The organism is Rhodanobacter ginsengisoli, assembly GCF_042657065.1.
In the GTDB taxonomy this organism is placed as follows: domain Bacteria; phylum Pseudomonadota; class Gammaproteobacteria; order Xanthomonadales; family Rhodanobacteraceae; genus Rhodanobacter; species Rhodanobacter ginsengisoli.
In genome coordinates, this window is record NZ_JBHSNF010000001.1 from 696,858 (window position 1) to 719,827 (window position 22,970).

25 protein-coding genes are annotated in these 22,970 nt (G+C 67.0%); 7 read left to right on the forward strand and 18 right to left on the reverse strand.

Annotated features, from left to right (window positions below; all coding sequences use genetic code 11):
• Positions 1-16 precede the first annotated feature (16 nt).
• Both ACFPPA_RS02920 and ACFPPA_RS02925 read right to left on the reverse strand, forming a co-directional pair.
• Positions 17-1,318 (reverse strand): NADH:flavin oxidoreductase/NADH oxidase family protein, encoded by a 1,302-nt coding sequence (locus ACFPPA_RS02920; protein WP_377317102.1) that lies wholly within the window; start codon positions 1,316-1,318, stop codon positions 17-19.
• 119 nt (positions 1,319-1,437) lie between these two features.
• Positions 1,438-1,809 (reverse strand): response regulator, encoded by a 372-nt coding sequence (locus ACFPPA_RS02925; protein ID WP_377317104.1) that lies wholly within the window; start codon positions 1,807-1,809, stop codon positions 1,438-1,440.
• A gap of 99 nt (positions 1,810-1,908) precedes the next feature.
• On the opposite strand from ACFPPA_RS02925, the gene ACFPPA_RS02930 reads away from it, so the two are divergent.
• Complete coding sequence (locus ACFPPA_RS02930; protein ID WP_377317106.1) at positions 1,909-3,189, forward strand: two-component system sensor histidine kinase NtrB; 1,281 nt, start codon at positions 1,909-1,911, stop codon at positions 3,187-3,189.
• A 148-nt stretch (positions 3,190-3,337) separates the two neighbouring features.
• On the opposite strand, the gene ACFPPA_RS02935 is transcribed toward ACFPPA_RS02930, so the two are convergent.
• Positions 3,338-4,378, reverse strand: a complete 1,041-nt coding sequence (locus ACFPPA_RS02935) for a YeiH family protein (protein ID WP_377317108.1) — start codon at positions 4,376-4,378, stop codon at positions 3,338-3,340.
• An 87-nt stretch (positions 4,379-4,465) separates the two neighbouring features.
• Between ACFPPA_RS02935 and ACFPPA_RS02940 the strand changes: the two genes are divergently transcribed.
• A complete protein-coding gene (locus ACFPPA_RS02940; RefSeq protein ID WP_377317110.1) occupies positions 4,466-5,368 on the forward strand; it encodes a LysR family transcriptional regulator in 903 nt (300 codons plus the stop codon).
• 60 nt (positions 5,369-5,428) lie between these two features.
• Here ACFPPA_RS02940 and ptsP read toward each other — a convergent pair whose 3' ends face one another.
• The 12 genes from ptsP to ACFPPA_RS03000 all read right to left on the reverse strand — a co-directional run bounded on the left by ptsP (position 5,429) and on the right by ACFPPA_RS03000 (position 15,656).
• Positions 5,429-7,174, reverse strand: coding sequence for a phosphoenolpyruvate--protein phosphotransferase (gene ptsP / locus ACFPPA_RS02945; RefSeq protein ID WP_377317112.1), 1,746 nt, complete (start codon positions 7,172-7,174; stop codon positions 5,429-5,431).
• A 172-nt stretch (positions 7,175-7,346) separates the two neighbouring features.
• Positions 7,347-7,616 (reverse strand): HPr family phosphocarrier protein, encoded by a 270-nt coding sequence (locus ACFPPA_RS02950; protein ID WP_377317114.1) that lies wholly within the window; start codon positions 7,614-7,616, stop codon positions 7,347-7,349.
• A gap of 8 nt (positions 7,617-7,624) precedes the next feature.
• On the reverse strand, positions 7,625-8,017 hold the full coding sequence (locus ACFPPA_RS02955) for a PTS sugar transporter subunit IIA (RefSeq protein ID WP_377317116.1): 393 nt from the start codon (positions 8,015-8,017) through the stop codon (positions 7,625-7,627).
• A gap of 46 nt (positions 8,018-8,063) precedes the next feature.
• The gene (rapZ, locus tag ACFPPA_RS02960; protein WP_377317118.1) at positions 8,064-8,972 is read right to left on the reverse strand and encodes an RNase adapter RapZ; all 909 of its coding nucleotides are present in this window, start codon (positions 8,970-8,972) and stop codon (positions 8,064-8,066) included.
• 4 nt (positions 8,973-8,976) lie between these two features.
• A complete protein-coding gene (gene hprK, locus ACFPPA_RS02965; RefSeq protein ID WP_377317120.1) occupies positions 8,977-9,927 on the reverse strand; it encodes an HPr(Ser) kinase/phosphatase in 951 nt (316 codons plus the stop codon).
• A 132-nt stretch (positions 9,928-10,059) separates the two neighbouring features.
• On the reverse strand, positions 10,060-10,383 hold the full coding sequence (gene hpf, locus ACFPPA_RS02970; RefSeq protein ID WP_377317122.1) for a ribosome hibernation-promoting factor, HPF/YfiA family: 324 nt from the start codon (positions 10,381-10,383) through the stop codon (positions 10,060-10,062).
• 167 nt (positions 10,384-10,550) lie between these two features.
• Positions 10,551-12,011, reverse strand: coding sequence for an RNA polymerase factor sigma-54 (locus ACFPPA_RS02975; protein ID WP_377317124.1), 1,461 nt, complete (start codon positions 12,009-12,011; stop codon positions 10,551-10,553).
• A 105-nt stretch (positions 12,012-12,116) separates the two neighbouring features.
• The gene (lptB, locus tag ACFPPA_RS02980) at positions 12,117-12,836 is read right to left on the reverse strand and encodes an LPS export ABC transporter ATP-binding protein (RefSeq protein WP_377317126.1); all 720 of its coding nucleotides are present in this window, start codon (positions 12,834-12,836) and stop codon (positions 12,117-12,119) included.
• Between the two features lie 3 nt (positions 12,837-12,839).
• Positions 12,840-13,430: a lipopolysaccharide transport periplasmic protein LptA gene (gene lptA, locus ACFPPA_RS02985; RefSeq protein ID WP_377317128.1), complete on the reverse strand. Its 591-nt coding sequence runs from the start codon at positions 13,428-13,430 to the stop codon at positions 12,840-12,842.
• Complete coding sequence (gene lptC / locus ACFPPA_RS02990; RefSeq protein ID WP_377317130.1) at positions 13,387-13,989, reverse strand: LPS export ABC transporter periplasmic protein LptC; 603 nt, start codon at positions 13,987-13,989, stop codon at positions 13,387-13,389. The genes lptA and lptC overlap by 44 nt, the downstream gene beginning before the upstream one ends.
• Positions 13,986-14,534, reverse strand: a complete 549-nt coding sequence (locus tag ACFPPA_RS02995; protein ID WP_377317132.1) for a KdsC family phosphatase — start codon at positions 14,532-14,534, stop codon at positions 13,986-13,988. The genes lptC and ACFPPA_RS02995 overlap by 4 nt, the downstream gene beginning before the upstream one ends.
• A 111-nt stretch (positions 14,535-14,645) precedes the next feature.
• A complete protein-coding gene (locus ACFPPA_RS03000) occupies positions 14,646-15,656 on the reverse strand; it encodes a KpsF/GutQ family sugar-phosphate isomerase (protein ID WP_377317134.1) in 1,011 nt (336 codons plus the stop codon).
• Positions 15,657-15,868: 212 nt separating this feature from the next.
• Here ACFPPA_RS03000 and ACFPPA_RS03005 point away from each other — a divergent pair, with 212 nt between their 5' ends.
• The gene (locus ACFPPA_RS03005; protein ID WP_377317136.1) at positions 15,869-16,108 is read left to right on the forward strand and encodes a BolA family protein; all 240 of its coding nucleotides are present in this window, start codon (positions 15,869-15,871) and stop codon (positions 16,106-16,108) included.
• Positions 16,109-16,152: 44 nt separating this feature from the next.
• On the forward strand, positions 16,153-17,412 hold the full coding sequence (murA, locus tag ACFPPA_RS03010; RefSeq protein WP_377317138.1) for a UDP-N-acetylglucosamine 1-carboxyvinyltransferase: 1,260 nt from the start codon (positions 16,153-16,155) through the stop codon (positions 17,410-17,412).
• 67 nt (positions 17,413-17,479) lie between these two features.
• Here murA and ACFPPA_RS03015 read toward each other — a convergent pair whose 3' ends face one another.
• From ACFPPA_RS03015 to purM, 3 genes are read right to left on the reverse strand one after another with little or no spacing between them, the layout of a single operon-like run.
• A complete protein-coding gene (locus ACFPPA_RS03015; RefSeq protein WP_377317140.1) occupies positions 17,480-18,187 on the reverse strand; it encodes a DUF3108 domain-containing protein in 708 nt (235 codons plus the stop codon).
• A gap of 35 nt (positions 18,188-18,222) precedes the next feature.
• Positions 18,223-18,894 carry a phosphoribosylglycinamide formyltransferase gene (gene purN, locus ACFPPA_RS03020; protein WP_377317142.1) on the reverse strand — a complete coding sequence of 224 codons (672 nt, stop codon included), beginning with the start codon at positions 18,892-18,894 and terminating at the stop codon, positions 18,223-18,225.
• Between the two features lie 19 nt (positions 18,895-18,913).
• Entirely contained in the window at positions 18,914-19,942 is a 1,029-nt protein-coding gene (gene purM / locus ACFPPA_RS03025; RefSeq protein WP_377317144.1) for a phosphoribosylformylglycinamidine cyclo-ligase, read from the reverse strand.
• 161 nt (positions 19,943-20,103) lie between these two features.
• Between purM and ACFPPA_RS03030 the strand changes: the two genes are divergently transcribed.
• The 3 genes from ACFPPA_RS03030 to hda are packed head-to-tail and all read left to right on the forward strand — an operon-like array spanning position 20,104 to position 22,953.
• Entirely contained in the window at positions 20,104-21,093 is a 990-nt protein-coding gene (locus ACFPPA_RS03030; RefSeq protein WP_377317146.1) for a DUF2066 domain-containing protein, read from the forward strand.
• Positions 21,062-22,255 carry an AI-2E family transporter gene (locus tag ACFPPA_RS03035; RefSeq protein WP_377317148.1) on the forward strand — a complete coding sequence of 398 codons (1,194 nt, stop codon included), beginning with the start codon at positions 21,062-21,064 and terminating at the stop codon, positions 22,253-22,255. The genes ACFPPA_RS03030 and ACFPPA_RS03035 overlap by 32 nt, the downstream gene beginning before the upstream one ends.
• Entirely contained in the window at positions 22,252-22,953 is a 702-nt protein-coding gene (gene hda / locus ACFPPA_RS03040; protein ID WP_377317150.1) for a DnaA regulatory inactivator Hda, read from the forward strand. Before ACFPPA_RS03035 ends, hda begins: the two co-directional genes overlap by 4 nt.
• Positions 22,954-22,970: the final 17 nt, after the last annotated feature.

Consider the following 22,970-nt stretch of genomic DNA (forward strand, 5'->3'; position numbering starts at 1 on the left):
CGGCCCGGAAAATTCGCTATGACTCCGGGGCAAGTCCTGCCGTCGGCGGCGGCTCCGCCCGCGTCCGTTTGCGTGCCATCGCACGCCCGAAGTCCTTCCTGAAGTGCCCCAGCAGCGCACGCCATGGCGACAGTGCCGGTTGCGGTGGGAGGCCGGCGCCGAGGCGTTCGATCTGGTGGTAGTACCAGCCCGCCTGGGCCTGGTTGTTGAATGCACGCATCGTGGGGGATTTGCTGTTGGGGCCGCGGTAGCCCTTGCCCAGCACCAGCCGGTCCTCCGGCACCGGCAACGCGGCGAGGCTGCCGGCCAGCATCCGGGCGGGGAAGTCGGGGTCGAGGCAGAACGGACGGGCGATGCCGATCATGTCGGTGTCGCCACTCCGCAACGCCGCTTCCATGCCGGCCAGGGTGCGGAAGCCGCCGGTGACCATCACCGGCATGTTGGCTGCGGCCTTGATCGACCGGGCGTACTTCAAGAACACCGCCTCGCGCTGACGCGTGCTGTCGCGAATCTCGGCCTCGTCATGGGCCTTGAAGAATTCCAGCTGCTCGTAGGTGCCGCCGGAAATCTCCAGCAGGTCGATGCCGGCCTCGCTGAGCCAGCCCACCACCTGGATGCATTCCTCCAGGGTGAAACCGCCCTGCACGAAGTCGGAGGAGTTGAGCTTCACCGCGATCGGGTAGTCGACACCCACGTTGGCGCGCACGGCGCGGATCACCTCCAGCAGCAGGCGGGCGCGGTGGGCCAGCGTGCCGCCCCAGCGGTCCGTGCGACGGTTCGTGCGCGGCGACAGGAACTGCGACAGCAGGTAACCGTGTGCGGCGTGGATCTGCACGCCATCGAAGCGGGCCGCCTTCAACACGCCCGCGGTACGCGCGAAACGGGCGATCACGTCGAGGATGTCCGCTTCGGTCATCGCGCGCGGCTTGCCGAAGTTGCCGGCCACGGCGAGCTGGACTTCCGACGGCGCCAGTGGCGTCAGGGTGACCAGTCGCGGGCATTGCCGGCCGGGGTGACTGATCTGCGCCCACAACTGGCTGCCGTTGGCGTGGACGGCATCCGCCCAGGCCTTCAGCGCGTCGATGCCCGAGTCGTCTTCCACCACGACGTTGCCGGCGCGCTCGAGGTAGCGTCGGTCGATCATGATGTTGCCGCTGAGCAGCAGGCCTGCACCGCCACCGGCCCATTTCGCATAGAGACGCTGGTGTGCCGCGGTGGCGCGGCCCAGGGGGTCGGCCAGACCTTCGGTCATCGCCGCCTTGCAGAAACGGTTGGCCAGCATGTGGCCGCAGGGCAGGGCGAGGGATTGCTCGATCAAGATGGCGATTCCGCTGGAAGGGGCGTCGGGGCGCTGGCGCCGGTCAGAATATCCATTGCATTAGATCAAGCGATGCGCGCCTGCGCCATCCGGCTCCGTTGCACCGCGCCGCCTGTGCCTCAGTGACGCCGTGATGCCTGCACGGCACCCAGCAGCGCTTGCCGATCAAACGGCTTGGGCAGAAACAGGATGCCTTCCGGCAGGTCGCTGAAGCTCGATTGCGGGTTGCCGGAAACCAGCACCACCCGCATCGACGGATCATCGTGGCGAATCCTCTGCGTCAACTGGATGCCGTTCATGCCGCCGGGCATGTTGATGTCGCTGATCACCAGGTCGAGATCGGGGTGCTGGCCAAACAGCTCCCAGGCGGCGCGAGCGTTGGCGGCAGCATAGACATGGATGCCCTCGGCCTCGAGGATCATGGTGGTGATCTCGCGGGCCTTCACGTCATCCTCGACCAGCAGGATGGTTTGATCGTCCAGGGGGGGCATGCGTATCCAACGGTAGTGAGAGTCGACACTGCTGCTTGCACCGTGCACACGCGGTGATGACTCGAAGGGACTATCCTGCGGAACACGAGGATTTTCAGCATGAGCGTTGCCGAGTACTACAAGCAAATCGTTGAGGCATCGCTGGATGGCGTCATGCAGATCGATGCCACCGGGCATGTTGCTTTCACCAACCGCAACGGCTGCCGGCTGCTGGGCATCAAGGAGCCGGAGCAATCGATCGAGCGCACCTGGGTCTCGCTGTGGCCCGAATCCTCCCGCGTGCGCGCCGGCGAGGCATTGCAGGGTGCCCGGCGCGGCAAACGGATGCAGTTCACCAGCATGTCCTCCGGCCCCAAGCGTGAGGAAAAGTGGTGGATGTCCACGCTGACCCCCTTGCTTGACGACGCCGGCCAGGTTCAGAGCGTACTGATCATCAGTCGCGACATCACGGAACAGATGCGCGTGCAGGATGCGCTGGATGCGATCACCCGCAACCTCAAGAGCCGGCTTACCGTGGTCAGCGCGGCACAACATGCCGGCGCCCAACGGGAGACCGCGCTGCAGGAAAAGCTCGACATCGCCACGCTGGCCCAGTCGGTGGCCGAACAGGTTTCGCGCCAGGCGCAGAAAAGCGAGGCGATCGGCCAGCTGGTGGCCGGCATCGCGCACGATTTCAACAACATGCTGCAGACCGCCACCATGAGTCTGAGCGCGGTGCTGGACCGGCCTGAGCGGCTCGCCAACGATCAGCGCCGGATGCTGGAATATGCCATGGAGGGTGTGCGGCATGCGGCGATCCTGGCCAAGCGGCTGCTCGGCTTCGCCCGCGTGCACGCCTATCAGCCGGAACTGGTCGAGGTCCGTGCTCTTGCCGCCGGCATCGAGGGTTTCATCCAGCAAAGCATGGGTCCGGGTATCAGTCTGCTGGTGGATGATTCGGCCGGCGAATACTTCACCTTCGCCGATCCGCATTCGATCGAGCAGGCCCTGATGAACCTGTGCATCAACGCGCGCGACGCATGCGACCAAAGCGGACCGATCGCGGTGGCCTTCGGCAGGATGTCGATTTCCGACGACGTGGCCAGCACGATACGGGCACCAGGCGAGTACGTGACGATATCGGTCAGCGACGAGGGTTCGGGCATGAGCGCCGCGACCCGGGAGCGCCTGTTCGAGCCGTATTTCACTACCAAGGCCGAAGGCAAGGGCACCGGGCTGGGTCTGGCGCAGGTCTATGGACTGATGCGCCAGTGGGGCGGCTTTGTCGATGTACAGTCGCAGCCCGGCGTGGGCACCACGATGACGCTGGCGTTCCCGCGCGCCGGATCGAATGCGGCCGGCGAGATGAACGAACCCGTGGAGATCAGCGCGCCGGCGTGAGCGATGGGGTCGGCCGCATGTTCATCGGCATGACGTTCCCCGCCGATGCCACTGGCCACCCCATGCCTGCCCGCGGCTTCGAACCGCTCCCCGGCCGAGGGCGACTCGAGACGGTCGTGCGTCCCCCGCTGGCTGTGGATGTCCGTTTTCAAAGCTGGCCGATCACCCACTGCACCAGCAGGCTGCTCACCGCCACCGCAATCCACACACCGAGGCCCAGCAGGATCGGTCGCACGCCGGTGGATGCCATCTTGCGCAGGTTGGCCGACAGGCCGATCGCGGTCAGCGCCACGATGATCAGGAACTCGGCCAGCATATGGATGGCCGGCTGGATCGCCACCGGAATCAGCCCCACGGTGCGGATGCCAGAGGCAACCAGGAACCACAGGATGAACCACGGGAAGATGCTGGCCAGGCTGAAGTGGCCGACGCTGCCCGCCTGCTTGTGACGACGCTTTTCGCCAGCGGCCACCACCAGCGCCAGTACCAGGCTCACCGGGATGATCAGGGTGGCGCGGGTCAGCTTGACGATGGTGGCGTAGTCGCCGGCCACATGGCTGTAGCTGTAGCCGGCGGCGACCACCGAGGAGGTGTCGTTGATCGCGGTACCCGCCCACAGGCCGAAGCCCAGGTCGGACATGTGCATCAGGTGGCCGAGCAGCGGGAACAGCAGCACCGCGACCAGGTTGAACAGGAAGATGGTGGAGATCGCGAACGCGGTATCGTGGTCGTCGGGGCGGATGATCGGCGTGATCGCCGCGATCGCCGAGCCGCCGCAAATCGCGGTGCCCACGCCGATCAGGATCTTCAGCTTGTCGTGCACGCCGAGCCAGCGGCCCAGCAACCAGGCCGCGAAGAACGCCGTACTCATGGTGACCGCGGTAACTGCCAGCGACTGCACGCCGGTTTTCGCGACCTGACCCAGGCTCAAGCCAAAGCCCAGCGCGATGATCGACCATTGCAGCACCTGCTTGCCGCCGAACTGGATGCCGGGAGTGAAGATCTCGCCCGGTGTGAACAGGTTGCGTACCACGATACCCAGCACGATGCCGAACACCGGGCCGCCGATCAGCGGCACCCGGCGTCCCAGCAGCAAGGCCAGCAGGCCGATCGCCAGCGCCAGCAACAGGCCGGGGAGGCGACTGCGCATGCTGGGATGAATGACGGCGGCAATGGATGGGGTGTTCATGGGTGGACTCCGGCGATTCGCGCATTGTCCGCGTCGCCACCCATCAGGAAAACTTGGAATATCTGATGGGATATATAAAATGCGCTGATGATAAACATCAGCCCGCGCCAACTCGAGGTATTCGTTCAGATCGCGCTGCTTGGCAGCGTGCGCGCCGCCGCCGAACGTCTGCACCTGACCCAGCCGGCCGCCAGCATGGCGCTGGCCGAAATGGAGCGGCAGCTGGATGCGCCGGTATTCGCGCGTGAACGCGGCCGCCTGCGCCTGAATGCGCGCGGGCGCGAGCTGCTGCCGCTGGCGCAGGAGTTGCTGGAGCGGCATGCCGAGTTCGGCCGGCGCGGCAGCGAGGATGGCGCGGTGCTGGGCGGCGAGTTGCGCATCGGTGCCAGCAACACGGTCGGCAACTATCGGGTGGGCGAGCTGCTGGGCCCATTCGTTCGTGCGCATCCGCAGGTGGCGATCCGGTTGCGTGTGGCGAACACCGAAGCGATCGCTGCCGGCGTGCTCGATCACAGCCTGGACATCGGCTGCGTCGAAGGGCCGGTTACCCATCCGATGCTGGAAGTGCGGCCGTGGCGTGACGACTTGCTGGTGGTGTGTGCGGCGCCGGAGCACCCGCTGGCGCGCAAGCGCAGCCTGAAGCCGGCGGACTTCGCCGGTGCGCGCTGGGTGCTGCGCGAGCCGGGATCGGCCACGCGAGCGACCAGCGAGCGCGTGCTGGCGCAACTGCCGCCCGGCGAAACCGTGCTGGAGCTGGATCAGATCGAAGCGATCAAGCAGGTAGTGGTGGCAGGGCTGGGGATCGCCTGCCTGCCTGCCGTGGCGGTCACCGACGCGCTGGCGACGGGGCGCCTGAAGGCGCTGAAAACCCCGTTCCTCGATCTGCATCGGAAGCTTTCGTTGCTGCTGCACAAGCAGAAATATCGCGGTGCCCTGCTCGATGCGTTTCTGGCGTTGAGCGATTCCGGCGACACCGGCTCGGGTGGGTGAGCGCGTCCCGGGCGAAACGCGATCGATACACGGGCCATGCTGCGCGGAAGATGGAAAGCGTCAGGCGGGCAGCAGTGCGTTGACGATGTCGTTCAGCAGTGCCTCGGCCTGTTCGTGGGTATGCACGCGCAACAATTGCGCGGCGTGACGGCGCAGATGGGCGCGGTCGAGCGTGGCAAGACGGTCGCGGACATGCAGGATCTGGCTCGGGTGCATGCTGAATTCGTTGAGACCCAGCAACAGCAGCAACGAGGTGAAATTCACGTCGCCGGCGATTTCGCCACACAGGCTGACCGGCTTCTTCGCCCGGCGACCGGCGCTGATGACATGCGAGAGCAGGCGCAGAAAGGCCGGCTGCAGCGGGTTGTAGATGTTTTCCAGGGCGTCATTGCCACGATCGGCGGCGAGTACGTACTGGGCCAGGTCATTGGTGCCGATCGAGAGGAAGTCCGAGTACTCCAGCAGTGCGCGCACGTTGATGGCAGCGGCGGGCACCTCGATCATCGCACCCAGCGGCAGCTTCTCCGGCAGGTCGATGTTCTCGCGTTTCAGTTCCTGCCGTGCCAGCTTGAACAGCGTGCGCACCGCGATCATCTCGTCCGGCTGGGTCACCATTGGCACCAGCACGCGCACCGGGCCGTAACAGGCGGCGCGCAGGATCGCGCGGATCTGGGTGGAGAACACCGCAGGATGGCGCAGCGACAGTCGCACGCCCCGCACGCCCAGCGCCGGGTTCTCCTCGCCGCGGGTGGCCAGGCCGGCGGCATCGGCCTTGTCGGCGCCCAGGTCCATGGTACGGATGGTGACCGGCAGGCCACCCATGCCCAGCACCAGATCCCGATACGCATTGAACTGCTCGTCTTCGGAGGGTAGTGCCCGCTTGCGGAGAAACAGGAACTCGGTGCGGTACAGACCGACCCCGTCGGCCCCGCGGGCGCGTGCCATCGCCACGTCGGTGATGGTCTCGGCATTGGCCAGCAGGCAGACGTCGACCCCATCACGGGTGCGCGAAGGTGCATTCGCCAGCTTGGCCAGGCGGCGCCCCTCGTTGGCGGCCTCGCGCTGCCAGGCGCGGTAATGCGACAGGTCCTGGGCGGTCGGATGCACCACCGCCTCGCCGCGCTCGGCGTCGAGCAGGATCAGGTCGTCGTCGTGGATGTTGGACAGCGCGTCGCGGGTGCCGACCAGCATCGGCAGGCCCAGGCTGCGGGCCAGGATCGCGCTGTGCGAATAGGCGCTGCCGGAGCTGCCGACCACGCCGAGCAGGCCGTTGCCGGCCAGCTGCGCCATGTCGCCCGGCGCCACGCTGTCGGCGATCAGGATCTCGCCGACCCGGGCCGCCAGCTTGCGCTCCTCCGGGCTGGTCTGCCGCTGCAGCGCGGAGATGACCCGGTTGATCACCTGCTCGACATCTTCCTTGCGGCTGCGCAGGTAGGGGTCGTCCATCGCCTCGAACACGGCGGACAGCCGGTCGCGCTGCTTCTTCAGTGCGGCGCCGGGACGGTAGTGGCCGATCCGCACCAGATCGTCCAGCCCGCGCAGCAGTTCCGCGTCATCCAGCAGCAGGCTGTGGGCGTCGATGAATTCGTTGACCTCGCGCGCCAGCGCGCCGTGCAGCTTGCCGCGCAGCTCGCGCAGTTCCTGCCGCGCCGTGTCCAGCGCCTGGTGCAGCAGTTGCAGCTCGCCCTCGATCTCTTCCTCGGCCAGCGGACGCGTGTCGACGGTGTAGCGACTGGGCTGTACCAGCCGGGCACGGCCAAGGGCCATGCCGTGGGCTGCCACCGTTCCGCTGAGCACCTGCCTCATGGCCTGGCTCCGGCGGGCGGACGAATGCGGTGCGGGGAGTGCGGCATCGAAAGCGTCGGCCGGGCGCGATCGACAGCCGGACGGCCGCCTCCGTGCAAGCGGCCCGTACCCATTTCCGGCGACCTCGGGGAGGTTGCCTTGCGGGGTTTGCGATGTCCGATTCCCGGTTCCATTACGCTCCTTCGTCGAATTTCCGTTCAAACAGTTCAGCTACCGCGCCGATGGCGGAGGCCTCGTCCGGCCCGTCGGCGCGGATGGTCAGCACCGTGCCGATACCGGCTGACAGCATCATGACGCCCATGATGCTCTGCGCGTTGACCTCGCGATTCTTGCTTACCAGCCATACAGTGGATTTGAAGCCCTGCACCAGTTGCACCAGTTTGGCGGATGCGCGGGCGTGCAGGCCGAGCTTGTTGGATACGACGATTTCTTGTTCAAGCATGGTTAAAGTCAGGCATGGTCGATGAAGATTCCTCCGCGGCCACCGCTGGCCGCGATTTCGGCCAGTTCATCCAGTGGTTTTTCCGCATAGTTGAGTACGCGCAGCAGCATCGGCAGGTTGAGGCCCGATACGCAGTGAAGATGGACGCCGAGGGCGCCCAGGGAAAGCCCGATATTGCACGGGGTGGCGCCGTAGAGGTCGGCCAGGATCAGCACGCCCTCGCCCTGGTCGAGTTCGCGTGCGTGGTGGGCGGTGAGTGTGCGCATCACGTCTGGGTCGGCGTGCGGCGGCACTTCCACCGCGGCGACCCTCAACGGCAGTTTCGGCATCACGTGGTGCGCGGCGGAAATCAGCGCCTTGCCGACTGCCTCGTGGGTCATCAACAGCACGCCGACGCTCATGTCTGCCGACCTTCGGGAGTGGGGTGGTGGTTCGAAGGCGCGGTCATCATTCAAGCTCGCGGTGGAAGGTGAGTACGCCCTGGCGATGATCACGGTAATGGGCGGCGAGCTTTTCGACCAGGTAGACCGAGCGATGCCGGCCGCCAGTGCAGCCGATCGAGACGGTCAGGTAACTGCGGTCGTCCTGCTCGAAGCGAGGCAGCCACTTGTCCAGCCAGTGTGCGGTATCGGCAAAGTATTCGCCCACCAGCGGCTCGCTGTCGAGGAATTCACGCACCGGGGCATCCTTGCCTGACAGGGGGCGCAGATGGGCCTGCCAGTGGGGGTTGGGCAGGCAGCGTGCGTCGAACACGAAGTCGGCATCCAGCGGCAGCCCGCGACGGAACGCGAAGGACTCGAACATCAGGGTCAGTCCCTCGGTCGCCTGCGCATAACCGGTGGCGACGAGGCGGCGCAACTGATGCACATTGAGATCGCTGGAGTCGATCACCTTCTCGGCAATCCCCATCAGCGGGCGCAGCAGCCGGCGTTCCTCGGCGATCGCATCGGCCAGCGACAGCCCCTGCGCGGCCAGCGGATGGCGCCGGCGGGTCTCCGAATAACGCTTGATCAGCACCTCATCGCGGCAATCCAGGAAGATCAGGTGCACCTGCACGCCGGCGGCGGCCAGCCCCGACAGTACGGTCGGCATCTGGGTGAAATCGACGCTGCGGTTGCGCACGTCGACACCCACCGCGATGCGCTGATGCTTCTGGCTGCCGCTTCCTTCGATGACCGCGTTCACCAGTTGCGGCAGCAGGGCCGAGGGGAGGTTGTCGACGCAGTAGAACTCCAGGTCTTCCAGCGCGCGCAAGGCCACGGTCTTGCCGCCGCCGGACAGGCCGCTGAGCACGATCAGGTGGATGTCGCGTGGATCGACCCGCGGGTCGAGCTGGGAAGTCTTGTGCTCGCTCATGCATTCACCATGGAGGCAGCCGACGCAGCTGATGCGCCTGGCGGTCAATGAAGGTCTGTGCCGGATCGATGCCCTTGCTCTTCAGCGCGTGGCTACGCACCGCCGCTTCCACCAGCACCGCGATGTTGCGTCCGGAGGCCACCGGAATGGTGATCATGGGCATCGGCACGTCGAGGATCTGACGGTGACCGATGTCGCCGGTCAGACGAGTCAGTGCATCGGTTTCCTCGCCGTCGCGCAAGGGCTTGAGGTGAACCACCAGGCGCAGGTACTTGGATGCCTTGACCGACATGTGGCCGAACATCTCGCGTACGTTGAGCACGCCCAGACCGCGCACTTCCAGCAAGTCCTGCAGCAGCTCCGGGCAGGTGCCGTCGATCACGTCGGGCGCGATCAGGGTGAATTCGGTGGCGTCGTCGGCGACCAGCCGGTGGCCGCGGCTGATCAGTTCCAGCGCCAGCTCGCTCTTGCCCGATCCGGCCTCGCCGGTAATCAGCACGCCGATCGAGAAGACCTCGAGGAACACGCCGTGCAGGGTGGTCTTCGCCGCCAGGATGCGTGCCAGGTGGTATTGCAGGTAGGTGAGCAACTCATGCCCGCGCTTGGGACTGATCCACAGCGGGGTGTTGGTTTCCTCGGCGACCTCGCGCAGATCGGCAGGAACCGTCTGGTCCTTGGTCACGATCAGCGCCACCGGCTGGTAGGCGGCGACCTTGTGCATGACCTCCCAGCGCTGGCGCGAATCCAGCCCATCCAGATAGTTCAGCTCTTCGGAGCCGATGATCTGGATCTTGTTCGGGTAGATGACGTTGAGGTAGCCGATCAGGGACGGCCGGCGCGACTGGGTCGCGCCCGGCTCGAGCGCGCGCGATTCCCCGCGCATGCCGGACAGCCAGCGCAGGCCCATGCGTTCGTGGACGCCATCGTAGAGTTGTCGCGCGCTGATCCGATCCAAGCAAGGCCCTCGTGCCGCATGGTGAGCCCGGATGGGCGACTGCGGCGACGCGACCATTGTGCCAGCTTGGACGGGAACGGGTGTTCAGAAAGGAAAAAGCCCGCCCCGGAAGGGGGCGGGCCGTGGCGGGACTCAGCCGTACAGGCGGGCTTCGCGTGCTTCCTGCTGATGCTTGTCGCTGATCTTTTCGCGGTGCTTGCGCAACTGGCTGACCAGCTTGTCGAACACGATGTCGATCGACGCGTACATGTCCGGTTCGGCCGCTTCCGCATGCAGGGTGGTGCCGGTCACGCCCAGCGTGCCTTCGGCGCATTGCTGCAGTTTGTCGACGGACAGGACTATGACCAGACTGATCAGCTTGTCGTCGAGGCGCGTGAGGCGATCGAGCTTGGCGGTCGCGTGGTCGCGCAGGGCCTGGGTGACTTCGATCTGCTGGCCGCTGAGTTGGAATTGCATAGTGCGCCTCCTGGGTGGTGCGTGCCGCCTTTCGGCGGCGGGGTGGATCGGCCATCCTCGTTGCGAGAGTGGCCGATCATCAATCATCTGTAATGATCTTTGATCATCCGTTACCGATATGAGAACGCTTTCGCATCAATCAAGTTCCTTCGCATCGGCGGCACGGCTCAGCCGGCACGCTGGCGTTCGCTGGAGGTGGGAATCCGCAGCCCCTCCCGGTATTTGGCGACGGTGCGGCGGGCCACCTGGATGCCCTTGCGTTGCAGCTCCTCGGCGATCGCCAGGTCGGACAGGGGTTTGCGGGCGTCCTCGGCGTCGATCAGCTTGCGCAGCATGGCCTGGATCGCGGTGGCCGAGGCGCTGCCGCCATCCTCGGTGGAGACCCCGCTGGAAAAGAAATACTTCAGCTCGAACGTGCCGCGCGGGGTATGCATGTACTTGCGCGTGGTGACGCGCGAGATGGTGGACTCATGCATGCCCACTTCCTCGGCTACCTCGCGCAGCACCAGCGGGTGCATGGCTTCGGGGCCGTAGTCGAGGAAGGCGCTCTGCCGGCGCACGATGGCGTCGGCTACCTTGAGCAGGGTCTCGGCGCGCGACTCCAGGCTCTTGATCAGCCAGCGTGCTTCCTGCAGCTGGCCGCGCATCCAGCTGGCGTCCTCGCCGCGGGCCTTGGCGATCAGGCCGCAGTAATGCTGGTTGAGCCCCAGTTTCGGCTGCGAGTCCGGATTGAGGCTGACCCGCCAGCGGCCACCGTCGCGCACCGCGTATACGTCCGGTGCCACGTATTCCACCGGGGTCGTGTCCAGCGCCGCGCCCGGGCGTGGATCGAGGCTGCGGATCAGCAAGGCGGCATCGGTCACATCGTTTTCGTCGGCACGCAGACGCCGCGCCAGGCGCGCAATGTCGTTGCGCGCAAGCAGTTCGAGCTCGCTGTCGACGATACGCAGGGCCAGCTCGCGCTGGGGGGTGTCCGGGGCGAACTGCTCCAGTTGCACGCGCAGGCAGTCGCGCAGGTCGAGGCTGCCCACGCCGGTGGGGTCGAAGCCCTGAAGCTGGCGCCGCACGGCCTCGATTTCCTCGATGCTGGCGTTCATGTCCGCCGGCAGTGCGACCAGGATCGCCTCCAGCCCTTCGACCAGATAGCCGGCGGGATTCAGCGCATCGATGAGCACGGTGGCGATCAGGTGTTCACGCGGATTGAACGAGGCCAGGTTCAGCTGCCACAACAGGTGCTGCTGCAGATTCTCCGGCGCGCTGTTCTGCGGTTCGAAATCGTCATCGCCGCGCGAGCCGGTGCCGCTGCTGCTCACGCTGTTGCTGGAAAAATCGATCGGCGACTCGGCGACTCCGCCGCCATCCGCCCAATCGCCGGTTTCATCGTTGTCGTTTTCACGGTTGCCGGCGGCGGTCTCGGCACCCGAATATTCGCTTTCCGCTTCCGCGCCGTCGACCGACTCTTCGTCCTCGACTTCCTCGGCGAATTCCAGCAGCGGATTGCTTTCGGCGATCTGGCGCAGTTCGGCTTCCAGCTCCAGTTGCGACAGCTGCAGCAGACGAATCGCCTGCTGCAATTGCGGCGTCAGCGTCAGCTGCTGGTGGAGGCGAAACTGCAGTGCGGGTTTCATACCAGCCAGGTCGAAGGGACTTGCGACCATCCTAGCGCGTGGCCGCGGACGCGGCCATAGCCAGTGGCGGCAAATCGTGACGTGAAACAGCCCCGGAGCGCGCCTTCAGAGGCGGAATTCGCGGCCCAGGTAGACCTCGCGCACCTTCTCGTCGGCGAGGATGTGCGCCGGCGTGCCGCGTGACAGCACCTCGCCTTCGTTCAGGATATAGGCCCGGTCGCAGATGCCCAGGGTCTCGCGCACGTTGTGATCGGTGATCAGCACGCCGATGCCGCGTTCCTTCAGGTGTCGCACGATGCGCTGGATTTCGCCGACCGAGATCGGGTCGACCCCGGCGAAGGGCTCATCCAGCAACATGTAACGCGGTTGCGCGGCCAGCGCCCGGGCGATCTCCACCCGGCGCCGCTCGCCGCCGGACAGGCTGATGCCCTTCTGGTCGGCGATGTGCGCGATCTTCAGTTCGTCGAGCAGGCTTTCCAGCTCGCTGCTGCGCTGCTGGGCGCTCAGGCCGTTGCGCAGCTCCAGCACCGCCATGATGTTGTCGGCCGCGCTGAGCCGGCGGAACACCGAGGCTTCCTGCGGCAGGTAGCCGATGCCCAGCTTGGCGCGCGCATGCATCGGCAGCCCGGTGATGTCCTGCTTGTCCAGCTTGATCGTGCCGCCATCGGCCTCGATCAGGCCGACCACCATGTAGAAACAGGTGGTCTTGCCGGCGCCATTGGGGCCGAGCAGGCCGACGACCTCGCCCTCGCGGATCGAGAAGGCGAAATCACGTACGACCTGACGTGCCTTGAAGCTTTTCTGCAGACCTTCGGCGGAGAGCATTTTCTAGGGTTGTTCCTGCGCGGGAGTCGGGCTGCTCTGCGTCGTGGCCGGAGCGGCGGGCGCAGTGGCCGGTTTCGACCTGGGTTGGAAGGTCATGTGCACCATGCCGTCGCCGTTGCTCTCGCCGGTCATCTGGCTGGTCTGGGTGTTGTAGGTGAGCTTGTCGCCGTGCGCCTCGCCCCGACCTTTCTGCTTGACCGAGGCGTTGCCGGTCAGCACGGCGACCTGCTTGATGTTGTCATAGTCGATGGAGGCGGCGTCGCCCTGCATCAGGTTGCCACTGTCGTCCAGCTGTTCGATGTGGGCCGGGCTGCCGGTGATGACCACCCGCGTGACGCTGTTGCCGGAGTCCAGGTAAGCGGTGGCGAGGGCGCCGGTGGCCTTCAGCGTGCCCTGGGTGAGCAGCACGCTGCCCTTGTAGTGGATGACGCCATTGTCCTGCTGGGTGGCATCGAACGACTTCGCCGCGATATTGGCCGGCTTCTGGCGATCGTCCTTGCGCGCAAGCGCGGGCTGCAGCATGGCCAGCCCCAGGACCAGCAGGGCGAGCCTAGCGGTGCGACTCGGCCGGCATGAATGTGCTGTGGACATCATCGAGCAACTCCAGGTGCTTGTTGGTGAGGTTGGCGCGCATGCCGACCCCGCTGATTGTAGAGGCTCCCTGGATGATCCGCGCCGGCGCGTCGGTCTCCAGCCGGTTTTCCTTCGGCCATGCGGTGACATCGGAGGTATGCAGGTCGGTCGCCGGCGATTTGTCGAAGGCCGGCCGGTGCATGGCGACCGGGCCCTGCAGCTTGAGCAGGGTGCCGCTCTTGTTGACCCAGCCGTACAGCGACTTGCCATGCCAGTCCGGTACGCCGGGCTGCTTGGCCGGGAGCTGGAAGGTGGGCGAGTTGAGGTAGAGCGAGTCGTCGCCTTCGCGACGTTCCAGGTGCGGTGCCTGCAGGTAGAAACTCGGCCGGCCTTCGGCGTTGTACTCGCTGACCCTGGCGTTGGTCAGGGTGTAGCCCGAGCGCGGCGGACCGACGAAATCGTTGGTTCGCGGGGCCGGTCCGAGCCACCACAGCAGCAACTGGCTCACGCCGGCGGCCAGCGCAATGGCGAGGGTGGCGGCCGGCAGTCGCCGGTCGCGCAGCCACAGGCGCAGGTTCATTGCCAGCGCTCCCGCTCGGCATCGCTCTTGCCCTGGGCCTGCAGGATCAGATCGCACACTTCCCGTGCAGCGCCTTCGCCACCGCGGTTGCCGGTCCGCCAGTGCGCCTGCTCGGCGATCCACGGGTGCGCGTTGGCCACCGCCACCGCCAGCCCGGCCAGGCGCATCGGCGCCAGGTCGGGCAGGTCGTCGCCGACAAAGGCCACCTGTTCCGGTTGCAGGCGCAGTGCGTCGAGCAACTCCAGCAGGCAGGCGCGCTTGTCGCCCTGGCCCTGGTAGACGTGATTGATGTCCAGTTCCTCGGCGCGCAGCGCGACCGGATGGCTGATCCGCGCGGTGATCAGTGCGACCTGCACTCCGTTGGCCTGCAGCCGTTTCAGGCCGAGCCCGTCATGCACGTGGAACACCTTGGCCTCGCGACCGTCCTCGCCGTACCAGAGGCGGCCGTCGGTCAGGGTGCCGTCCACGTCGAACACCGCCAGGCGGATCTTGGCCGCGCGGGCGAGCAGGTCGGCAGGGAGGTTGGCGAGATAGGTCGTGGTCACGGCTTGGGCAGGTAGTAAGGGGTGAGAAGCGAGTGTGGAGAAGTGAGAAACAAGTGAAGGCGCAGGCGAGAGCTACTCGTTTCTCGCTTCTCCACACTCATTCCTCAGGTATCAGACCACACGCGCACGGAGCAGATCATGAATGTTCAACGCGCCGACGACACGCTGCTCGTCATCGACGACCAGCAGCGCATGGATCTGGTGTTTTTCCATCAACTGCGCCGCTTCGGCGGCGAGCTTGTCGGCGCCGATCGTCTTCGGGCCGTGCGTCATCAGTTCGGCGACCGTGGCACCACGCAGATCGACCCCTTCATCATCCAGCGCGCGGCGCAGGTCGCCGTCGGTGAACACGCCGAGCAGCCGCTGCTCGGCATCGACCACGGCAGTCATGCCCAGGTGCTTGCGGGTCATTTCGACCAGTGCCGAGGTCAGGTTGGCGTCCGGCGAAACGCGGGGCACGTCGTCGCCCGTATGCATCAGGTCGCTGATGTGCAGCAGCAGGCGCCGGCCGAGGCTGCCGGCCGGATGTGAGCGGGCGAAATCGTCCGAGGTGAAGCCGCGCGCCTCCAGCAGCGCGATCGCCAGCGCGTCGCCCAGCACCAGCGCCACCGTGGTGCTGGTGGTCGGTGCCAGGCCCAGCGGACAGGCTTCGCTGGAGATGCTGCCGTCCAGATGCACGTCGGCTTCGCGGGCCAGCGAAGAGTCGGGTTTGCCAGTGATCGCGATCAGCGGAATACCCTGGCGCTTGATCACCGGCAGGATGAACAGCAGCTCGTCGGTCTCGCCGGAATAGGACAATGCCAGCACCACATCCTGCGGCAGGATCATGCCCAGGTCGCCGTGGCTGGCCTCACCCGGATGCACGAAGAACGCCGGCGTGCCGGTGGAGGCGAGGGTGGCGGCGATCTTGCGCGCGACATGCCCGGACTTGCCCATGCCGCTGACCACCACGCGACCCTTGCACTGCAGGATCAGCCGGCATGCCTCGACGAAGTCCGGGCCGATCCGCGATTCCAGCGCCTGCACGGCCGCCGCTTCGGTGGCGATCACCGTGCGCGCACTGAGCGAGATGGCATCCGGGTCCAGGTGGGTCGGGGCGGGCGGGGCGATGCGTGCGTTCATGGGCGCTCGGGTGGGAGAGGGTTCGGATGCCGCCGGTGTCATGGCGCCGGGACATCGGTGATGCCGATCTGGAATCGCTGTCGTTTCTGCGCCAGCAGATTTCCATTACCATGGCATATTCGCATTTTAACGTCATAAGTCAGTGCAATGGATTCCGGCAGCGACCGAATCCGCAGCTTTTCGACCCCGCTCCCGCCATGGAACACCCCCCGATGGACTCAGCCCGCATCCAGGCAATGATCGAAAACGGCCTGCCCGGTGCCCAGGTCGAGGTCGACGGTGCCGATGGCGTGCATTTCGAGGCCACCGTGGTCGCCAGCCAGTTCGCCGGCAAATTGCCGCTGGCCCGGCATCGGCTGGTCTACGCCACGCTGGGCGATCTGATGGGTGGCGCGATCCACGCGCTGGCGCTGAAGACCCTGACACCCGAGGAAGCCGCGGCGCGCCATTGATGGCCGCAGCCGTGCTTCCCCCTCCCGTTTATTGAAGGACAACGATGGCCAAGATCCTGATCAGTGGCGGCACGCCGCTCAATGGCGAGGTCGGTATTTCCGGCGCCAAGAACGCCGTATTGCCGATTCTGGCGGCCTGCCTGCTGGCCGATGAGCCGGTCAGCATCGGCAACGTACCGCACCTGCACGACGTCACCACCTTCATCGAGCTGCTCGGCCAGATGGGCGTGCAGCTGGTGCTGGACGATCGCATGAAGATGCATGTCGACCCCCGTACCACCAGCACCTGCGTGGCGCCATACGATCTGGTGCGCACGATGCGCGCCTCGATCCTGGTGCTGGGCCCGCTGGTGGCGCGCTTCGGCCAGGCCGAGGTGTCGCTGCCCGGCGGCTGCGCGATCGGATCGCGTCCGGTCGACCAGCACATTCGCGGGCTGCAGGCGCTCGGTGCCGAGATCACCGTCGAGAACGGCTACATCAAGGCGAGGGCGAAACGGCTGAAGGGCGCGCGCATCCTGATGGACATGGTCACCGTCACCGGGACCGAGAACATCATGATGGCGGCGACGCTGGCGCAGGGCACCACGGTGATCGAGAACGCCGCGCAGGAGCCCGAGGTGGTCGATCTGGCCAACTGCCTGATCGCCATGGGTGCGCAGATCGAGGGTGCGGGCACGTCCACCATGGTGATCCATGGCGTCGAGCGGCTGCACGGCGCCGAGCACGACGTGCTGCCCGACCGCATCGAGACCGGCACCTATCTGGTCGGCGCGGCGATGACCGGCGGCAAGGTGCGCGCGCGGCATGCGCGGGCCAATACGCTCGACGCGGTACTGGCCAAGCTGGAGGAAGCCGGCGCGCATATCTCCACCGGCGACGACTGGATCGAGCTGGACATGGGCGGGCGCCGGCCGAAGGCGGTCAACATCAGCACCGCGCCGTACCCCGCGTTTCCGACCGACATGCAGGCGCAGTTCACCGCGCTCAACTGCGTGGCCGAAGGCACCGGCGTGGTCACCGAGACGGTGTTCGAGAACCGCTTCATGCACGCGCACGAGCTGCAGCGGCTGGGCGCGAACATCCAGCTCGAGGGCAATACCGCGGTGATCCAGGGCGTGCAGCAGATGAGCGGGGCGCCGATCATGGCCACCGACCTGCGCGCTTCGGCCTGCCTGGTGCTGGCGGGCCTGGTCGCCACCGGCGATACCGTGGTCGACCGCGTCTACCACATCGATCGCGGCTACGAGAACATCGAGGAAAAGCTCGGCGTGCTCGGCGCGAAGATTCGCCGCCTGCCGAACTGAGTCGTCCGCTGCCGCAGACAGCAGAAAGCCCGGAAGATCCGGGCTTTTTGCTGTCTGCGGCGAGTGCCTAGTTGGCCCGGTAACTCACCAGCTCCATTTCCATGTCGCCGCCGTCGTGTTGCGACAGTTTCACCGGCAGCGGGTAGCGGTTGGGCGCATACCACGCGCTGAAGCCGCGGTCGGCATCGGTGCGGTCGACGCGCTGGGCCTGGAAGCTGCCGGCGGGGACCTTGACGGTTTCCCTGCCGCTGACCTCGAAGTTCTGCGTCTGCACCTCCTGGCGCACCGCCACCGGCAGGGCAACCTGCTTCTTGCCGTCACGCAGGGCCAGTCCGAGTGCCAGCGGCAGGCTGTTGCGCTCGACCATGCCGGGGCTGGCCGCGTAGGTCCGGGCACCCTTGCCCTCGTCGACGGTCACCTGGTCCTTGTTCCAGTCGACGCGCAGATGGCGCTGCTTGTTCTTGAAGCCGGTCTGCAGGCGATAGTCGTAGCTGATCGCTTCGGGTACGTCGCCCTTCCAGCGGAATTGCGAGGTCTCCTGGACACTGGCGCCGAGCATGGCCGCGAGGCCGGCAGTGCCCTTGACGTCCTTGCTGTAAGTCCATTCGCCGTGACCGGCCGCGCGCAGGCTCACCGTGGCCACACCCATCGGCTCGCCACCCTGGAGCACGTTGTAGGTAGCGGTAAAGCCGCCGGGTGGGGCGGCGAAGGCAGCTTGCGCGGCAAACAGCAGGCCGATGGCGACGAGAGGGGGGAGCAGGGGTCGGATAGTCATGTGCCGAGTCTGCCGGCCCCGGGCTGAACCGCGGATCACTCCTGCGGCGTCAGGCCTTGCGGGCCGAGCAGCAGTGGCGCCGACAGCAGACGGCCATCGAATCGGGCGGCGTGGCCGTCCCATTGCAGGCGCCGCTCGGCCAGCAGGCGCAGCACGGCCGGCAACAAGCGGTGTTCCAGCGGCAGCAGCCGCTGCGCCAGTTGCAGTTCGTCGTCGCCGGGCTGGATCGCCAGGCGCGCCTGGGCAATCACCGGGCCGCCATCCAGTTCGGCGGTGACGAAGTGCACGCTGGCGCCATGCTCGCGGTCGCCTGCTTCCAGCGCCCGGCGGTGGGTGTGCAGGCCGCGGTATTTCGGTAGCAGCGAGGGGTGGATATTGATGATACGGCCGACCCACGGGCCCAGCGCGGCGGCGTCGATGATCCGCATGAAGCCGGCCAGCACCAGCCACTCGGCCCCGCTGGCGGCGATGCGGGCGAACAGATCGAGGTCGAATGCGAGGCGGTCGGGATAGCCGCGCGGGTCCAGCGCCAGGGTCGGGATGTTCGCCGCTTCGGCCAGTCGCAGCGCGCCGGCGGCGGCCTTGTCGCTGCCGACCAGCACGAAGTCGACCGGCAGCTCGCCACGCTCGCGCGCAGCCAGCAGCGCGGCGAGGTTGCTGCCGCGCCCGGAGGCGAGCACGGCGATGCGCGGTAGCGAGGTGGTCATCGGGAGCGCCGCGGTTCGATCAGCCGATGTGCACGCGCTCGTCGCCCTGCGCCGGCACGACCTCGCCGATCAGCGAACTGGCCAGGCCGTGCCTGGCCAGCAGCGCCGAAGCGGCCGTCACCGCGTTGCGCGGCAGGATCACGGTGAAGCCAATGCCGCAATTGAACGTGCGCCACATTTCCTCGCGGGCCACGTTGCCTTCGCGCATCAGCCAGTCGAACACCGGCGGCAGCACGATGGCCGACGCCTGCAACGCGATGCCCAGGCCATCGGGCACCACGCGGATGATGTTTTCCTTCAGGCCGCCGCCGGTGATGTGAGCCATGCCGTGCACGGGCTCGCTCTTGAGTAGATCCAGCATCGGCTTGACGTAGATCGTGGTCGGCGCCATCAGCGCATCGGCCAGCGTCGCGCCGCCGAGGTCCAGGTCCAGCGGAGATCCGGCGCGATCGAGGATGCGCCGGATCAGCGAGTAACCGTTGGAATGCGGGCCACTGGAGGCCACGCCGAGGATCACGTCGCCGGCCTCGATCGCCTCGCCGGTGAGCATCTGCGACTTTTCCACCGCGCCGACGGTGAAGCCGGCCAGGTCGTATTCGCCCGGCGGATACATGTCGGGCATCTCGGCGGTCTCGCCACCGATCAGGGCGCAGCCGGCCAGCTCGCAGCCCCGGGCAATGCCGCCGACCACGGCCACCGTGGTGTCCACGTCCAGCTTGCCGGTGGCGAAGTAATCCAGGAAGAACAGCGGCTCGGCACCCTGCACCAGCACGTCGTTGACGCACATGCCGACCAGGTCGATGCCGATGGTGTCGTGGCGGCCGAGGATCTGGGCCAGCTTCAGCTTGGTGCCCACGCCGTCGGTGCCGGAGACCAGTACCGGTTCCTTGTAACGGCCGGAAAGGTCGAACAGGCCGCCGAAACCGCCCAGTCCGCCCATCACTTCGGGACGGAAGGTGCGCTTGACCAGCGGCTTGATGCGTTCGACCACGGCATTGCCGGCATCGATATCGACGCCGGCGGCGCGGTAGGTTAGGGCGTCTGACATGGCGAAAACCGGCGTGGATTAAACGCGCGAGTTTAGCAGGATGCGGCGCGGATGCCGGGTCGTCGTGCGGCGTCGGCCGGGGCGGTGACGGCTTCGATGGACGCTGGGGGCGCGATTGGGCAGACTTCCCCGGAGTTTTCCTGCAGAAGATACCCACCTCCATGCGCCTGTCCCGCCTGTTCTTCCTCAGCTTGCTGCTGGGTCTTGCCGTGCTGCCGCCGCTGCACGCGCAGACGTCCGGTTCGCCGTACTCGGTCACCGTCCCGGTCACCGACACCAGCGATGCCCAGCGCGACCAGGCCTTTGCCACCGCGCTGGGACAGGTGATGACGCGGGTGGCCGGCGGCCAGGACCTTCGCAGCAACCCCGGGTATGCCGCGGCGCTGAGCGGTGCCGGCTCGCTGGTGCTGAAGTTCCAGTACCAGCGGGCCGCGACCGGCCTGGTGCTGGACGTGGATTTTTCGCCTTCGTCGGTACGCCGGCTGGTGGCGAAACTGGGTGTGGCGAGTGCGGGCATCAAGCCGCCGGTGCTGCTGCTGGTGCAGGGGGCGGACGGCCGCCTGCTGGATCAGTCGGCCCTGGCGAACCTGGCCACGGTGGCGGCGGCACGCGGCACCGGCGTGGTGTATCCCGCCGCGGGCGCTGCGCCGGATCTGGCGAAGGTCGCCGCGATCGATCCGGCCACCCTGGCGACGATCAATCGGCAATACCACACCGGCCTGGTGTTGCTGGGCCAACTGCATGGCGACAGCGCCGACTGGACCCTGATTTCGGGCGGGCAGGCGCAGCGCTGGAGCAGCCAGGGCAGCGCCGGTGGCGCCCTGTTGACCGATGCAGGCAACGGCATGGTCGACCGCCTCGGCAAGCAGCTCAACGTGATCGGTGCCACCGCCAGCGAGGGCAGGTTGTGGGTCGGCGGGCTTGATTCGGCGGTCGACTATGCCGACCTGCTGGCGATCCTGGCGGCCGACCCCGCGATCCAGCAGGTGACCACGGTCGCAGCGCAGAACGACGGCGTACTGCTGGACATCAAGTCCACCCTGCCGATCAGCGGGCTGGCCGCGAATCTCTCCGCCGGCGGCCGCCTGCTGCTGCAGGGTCAGCCGCATCCGGGCGCCGATGCCAACCTGCGCTGGCTGCAGGGCCACTAGGGTGAGCCAGGACCACTCCCGTCGCTGGCAGCTTTTTGCCATCACGGCGCTCATCGTCTATCTGATCTGGTTGCTGGCACCGGTCCTGATGCCGTTTGCGATCGCCGCCATGCTGGCCTATCTGGGCGACCCGCTGGCCGATCGGCTGGAGCGGCTGGGGCTGAACCGGATGTGGGCGGCGACGATCGTCTTCGTGCTGATCCTGGTGCTGTTCTGTGGCGTGTTGCTGCTGCTGATCCCGCTGATTGCGCGACAGGTCGAGAACCTGATCAGCAACCTGCCGCGCTACGGCGACTGGGCACAGAACACCGTGTGGCCGTGGCTGCAGGCGCGCCTGCACCTCGATCCGCACACGTTCGACAGCGATCGGCTGCTGGCTGCGATCCGCTCGCATATCGGTTCGATCGGTGGCGTCGCCGGCACGGTCATCGGCAAGGTGTCGCGTTCGGGCCTGGGCATCGTGATGTGGCTGACCAACCTGGTGCTGATCCCGGTGGTGGCGTTCTACCTGCTGCGCGACTGGGACCGTCTGGTGGCCAGGATCGATCTCATGCTGCCGCGCTCGATCGAGCCGACGATCGCGCACCTGGCACGCGAGGCGGACAGGATCCTGGGCGCATTCGTGCGCGGCCAGCTGCTGGTGATGCTCGGACTGGGCGTGTTCTACGGCGCCGGCCTGGGCGTGGTCGGGCTGACCGTGGGCCCGCTGATCGGCATGGTCGCCGGCCTGCTCAGCTTCGTGCCGTACCTGGGGTTCATCATCGGCTTCGTGGCCGCGATCGTGGCGGCGCTGGTGCAGTACGGCGACTGGACGCATGTGCTGCTGGTCTGCGGCGTGTTCGCGATCGGCCAGCTGCTGGAAGGCTATGTGCTGGTACCCAAGCTGGTCGGCGACAAGATCGGACTGCATCCGGTCGCGGTGATCTTCGCGGTGCTGGCCGGCGGCTACCTGTTCGGCTTTTTCGGCGTGCTGCTGGCGCTGCCGGCCGCCTCGGTGATCATGGTGCTGCTGCGCTACGTGCTGGAACGCTATCGCATGAGCGAGCTGTACAACGAGGCCGGCGGGGGCGATCCGGGTATTGGCCGGGCGGCCGTCATCGTGCCTCCCGGCGGCGAGGACGATGCGCCGGCGCCCGCGCCGGACGACCAGGTCGCGCCATGATTCCGCAGCTGCCGCTGGCGCTGCGCTGGCCGCGCCGCCAGCGCTTCGAACATTTCCATGCCGGCGCCAATGCGGCCGCGCTGGCCGCGGTGCAGGCGCTGGCGCTCGAACCCGGAGCTCCGTGGGTCTACCTGCACGGCGCCAGCGGCAGTGGCCGCAGTCACCTGCTGATGGCGGCCTGCCAGGCCGCGAGCGCGGCCGGACGGCGGGTGCAATACCTGCCGCTGGCCACGTTGACGGACCACGCGGCGGCCCTGCGCGGCGTCGCCGGCAGCGAGCTGCTGGCGCTGGACGATCTGGGCGCCATTGCCGGCAACCGCGACGCGGAGCATGCGCTGTTCGACCTCTACAACCGCGCCCGCGCCGAAGGCAGCGCACTGCTGTTCGCTGCGGATGCGATTCCGACGCAGCTCGGCATCGAGCTGCCCGACCTGCGCTCGCGGCTCGGTGCCTGTACCCAGTTCGCGCTCAAGCCGCTCGATGACGACGAACGCCGCGCCGTACTGAAAGCGCAGGCCGCCTCGCGCGGCATCGAACTGGACGACAGTGTGCTGGACTGGCTGTTTGCGCGTTATGCGCGCGACCTTGGCGCGTTGCTCGATTTGCTCGACAGACTCGATGCAGCGTCGCTCGCCGCGCAGCGGCGCATTACGGTACCGTTCTTGCGCGGCTTCCTGCGCGAGGCCGGCGACCGCTAGCGTCATCAGGCCAGGAG